Source organism: Pseudogemmobacter sp. TB195 (assembly GCF_058313095.1).
The window spans coordinates 1-673 of the sequence record NZ_JBZEGG010000117.1 but is presented as its reverse complement, the minus strand read 5'-3'; the positions used below and the strand labels follow the sequence as shown (position 1 = coordinate 673).

At 62.7% G+C, this 673-nt stretch carries 1 protein-coding gene; it reads left to right on the top strand.

What is annotated here, in order from left to right:
• Window positions 1-80: 80 nt before the first annotated feature.
• Window positions 81-673, top strand: a 593-nt coding sequence (locus tag AC4FS3_RS28910) for a DUF11 domain-containing protein (protein ID WP_491023404.1), incomplete at its 3' end; no start/stop codon positions are given.

Here is a 673-nt window from a genome sequence, read left to right as displayed (position 1 = left end):
CGGACCCGACGCCTGGCAATAACAGCAGCAGCGTGACGCCGGCACCTGAGCCCCGGACTGATCTTGCCATCTTGAAAACGGTGAACAACGCGACGCCTGCGGTGGGTTCGACTGTGGTCTTCTCGCTGGCCGTGACCAATAATGGCCCCTCGGACGCGACGTCTGTCAGTGCGACTGACCTGCTGCCTTCGGGTTATACCTATCAGACCTATAGCGGCCCCGGGAGCTATGATTCCGGGACCGGGCTCTGGACGATTGGCGCGCTGGCCAATGGGGTGACACAGACGCTGCTGATCACGGCACGGGTCAATGCGAGTGGGCCCTATGGCAATACGGCCAGTGTGACCGGCGCCGAGACGGACCCGACGCCTGGCAATAACAGCGGCAGCGTTACGCCTGTACCCGTGCCCCGGACCGATCTTGCCATCGTGAAATCGGTGAACAACGCGACGCCTGCAGTGGGTTCGACTGTGGTCTTCACGCTGGCCGTGACCAATAATGGCCCCTCGGATGCGACGTCTGTCAGTGCGACTGACCTTCTGCCTTCGGGCTATAGCTATCAGACGCATAGCGGACCCGGGACCTATGTTCCCGGGACGGGGGACTGGACGATTGGTGCGCTGGCCAATGGGGTAACGCGGACGCTTGCGATCACGGCGCGGGTCAATGCGAC